The organism is Streptomyces sp. NH27, from assembly GCF_056859195.1.
In genome coordinates this window covers 1-2,688 of sequence record NZ_JACEGK010000748.1, presented here as the reverse complement: position 1 = coordinate 2,688, position 2,688 = coordinate 1, and the positions used below count along the sequence as shown (strand labels likewise).

The window sequence follows — 2,688 nt, the reverse complement described above, 5'->3', positions numbered from 1 at the left end:
GACCTTCGCCGTCGCGAGCGAACCGACCGCGGGCTTGTGGGTCAGCCAGACCATCGTGAACGCGACCGCGAGACCGAGCAGCGCGCAGAAGGCGGCGGCGATCCAGCGCGGCAGGAAACCGCGCTGCACGTACTTCCCGTCGATGCTGACCGGCGCCACCCCGGAGCGCAACACGTCCAGCGTGTAGGGGCGTTGCTGGCTGGAGCCGAACCAGATGATCTGCCGCGGCCTGAGCGTCGTCTTCACGAACGCCGCGCGCCCCGGCTCGATCTGGACGTTCGCCGGGTGGATGTCGTACCCGAGCTGGTCGCCGTTGTCGCTGCCCTTGATGGAGGCGGTGAGCTTGGTGTTGCCGATGTTGTCCACGGCGAGCCGGGGCCGGCCGCGGAAGCGGCCCTTCACGGTCGGCGGCACGATCTCGGCGCGGACCGCGGTGAACGGCGTGATGGTGAGGTTCCCCTCGGGAACCGTGACGGCCTCGGGGCTCTCGGTCGGCATGACCCGGATCGCGTACGGGTTCGGGCCCGCCGTGGCGTCCGGGGTGCGCGGCGGCGCGAAGGTCAGCATGACCGAGTCGGTGGTACCCGGGTAGAGCCGCAACACCTGCGGCTCCACCTGGACCCAGGGGGCGACGCTCCCGACGGGCTCGAAACGGTACTCGTCCACCACGTCGCCGGTGTTGCGCACCCGCAGCCGCACCGTGGTGCTCCCACCGGGGTCGACCGTCGCCGACGCGGGTTCCAAAGAGGTCCAAAGGCTCACTTGTCCACCCTAGGGTCGCCCGACCCCACCGCCAGCGACCCCATGGGCATTCTCCGCCGCCACGGGGGCGAAGACATTGCCCTTCCGTCCACCCGCCAACTCCCGTCGGCTCCAGCGGCCTTGTCACGTGGGCGAACCCGTCGTGGCACGCGGCCGGCGCGGCCCGCCCGCGAAGGCAACGATCTCGTCGAGCTCGGGGTGGCATCCGTCGGTGGTGTCGACCTCGATCCAAGGCACTTCCAGGTGGACCCGATTGCCGAGCCGGGCCGGCTCGACTCAGGCCGGCTCGACTCAGGTCAGGAGGCGGACGAGGCGGTCGCGGATGTCGTCCTTGCCCGACACCGGCTTGGCAACCAGCTTGTCGTCGCGCGCCGGGTCCCGGGTGAGGAGGTGCAGCCGGCCGGACTTGCGGGCGAGAACCAGGTCGGTGCTGGCGCCCGCGATCTCGGCGGACCCCTCCGCGGTGTACTCGACGAGCGTGAGCAGCGCGGCCCGCTCCGCCCCGGAGAGCAGATCGTCGACGTCGAGACCCGGATCGGGCTCGGTGGACTGCCCGCGGGGCAGCCAGTCCACGAGGATGCGGACGGCCTCGTCGAGCTTGTACAGGCCGATCTGGTGCACGCCGAGCGCGTCGATGCGCACCATCAGGCAGATCCGCTCCGGCTGCGGGAGCAGCAGGATGCGCCACGGCTCCCCCGCGACCGTGCCGGTCGTACGGGCGTCGAGCACCCGGCGGGCCCGTTGCTGGAACGCCACGGCGATGCCCAGGTCCCCGCGGACCTGGACCTGCTCGCCGGCTCCCGCCAGGAGCAGTTCGCGTGCCGCCAGGGACCGTACGGCCTCGGCGAGTTCGTCGTCCGACGGCCGGGCCTCCAGGAAGTCCACGACCGCGTCCACCGCGGTCAACTCGGCGATGGTGTACGCGCCGAGCAGCACCGGCCCGGTGTGCACCAGACTCACCACGGCCGACACCAGGCCGGACGGAACGGATGCCTCGCCGGGACCGGGCGAAGCGGGGGCGCCCGGGTCACCCGGGTCGCCGGACGGGTTCGGGTTGCCCTCCGGGTTCGGGGGTCCGGTGGGCGGGACGTCGTCGCGCTCGTCGCTCATGACAGCTCTCCTGTCTGCCACGTGCTCCGCGCAGGCGGCTCGTGCCTCTCGCGGAGCACCCGGGACGCCATCTGCGAGGGCGCCTGGGTGACCCACACCTCGGAGTTGCCGAACAGCCCGCGCCCGCCCCGGCCGGTCAGCGCCTGGCCCAGCTCGCCGCTCAGGTCCGGCCGATCGGGGGGCGGGAAGTGGACCGCCAGGTCCTTCGACACGGCCGTGGTGTCGTCGCTCTCCTCGATCCGGCGCAGCGTCCGCGTCAGCGTCTGCGCGACCGGCGGTGTCAGCGACGTGGGCACGGCCACCATCGGCGACAGGTACATCGGGCGCCGCTCGGTCATCCGCGACAGGCCCCAAGGGCCGACGTTGCTGCCGGTGAAGCGGTACTCGAAGTAGTCCACCAGATGCCGCAGGTCGTCCAGGCTGGGCAGCTTGCTGCCGCCGAACGCGGCCGGGGTCTTCTCCAGTTGCACCCACGTGCCGTTCGCGGTGCGCCCGTGCAGCTTCTCCCGTACGACATGTCCGCGCATCCCGAAGTCGGGATAGAGCTTCTTGTCGATGTCCCGGTGGTGGCTGGACAGCCGCGCGTGGTTGCCCTTGCCGGCCCGCCACTTCTCGTACAGCGCCGGGTCGTCCACCAGCACGTGGCCGCCGCGCAGCACGTCGCGTAGCTGCGGCACCTGGAGCCCGTGCTGCTCCAGGTCGTCGAGGATCACCGCCTCCTCCGGGCTGAGCCGGCCGGCCGCCTTCACCAGGCCCCGGCGGTACTCCCCCGCCCGCGCGGTGATCTCGATCATGAGCTGGACCCTGGTCCGCACC

At 72.0% G+C, this 2,688-nt stretch carries 3 protein-coding genes; all 3 read right to left on the bottom strand.

Annotation, left to right across the window (positions count from 1 at the left end; translation table 11 throughout):
- A partial coding sequence (locus AC13HU_RS35315) for a COG1470 family protein (RefSeq protein ID WP_483046087.1) occupies positions 1-762 on the bottom strand: 762 nt, incomplete at its 3' end.
- A 291-nt stretch (positions 763-1,053) separates the two neighbouring features.
- Positions 1,054-1,872: a hypothetical protein gene (locus AC13HU_RS35310; RefSeq protein ID WP_483046086.1), complete on the bottom strand. Its 819-nt coding sequence runs from the start codon at positions 1,870-1,872 to the stop codon at positions 1,054-1,056.
- On the bottom strand, positions 1,869-2,688 hold an 820-nt coding region (locus tag AC13HU_RS35305; protein WP_483046085.1), incomplete at its 5' end, for a hypothetical protein. The genes AC13HU_RS35310 and AC13HU_RS35305, both read right to left, overlap by 4 nt.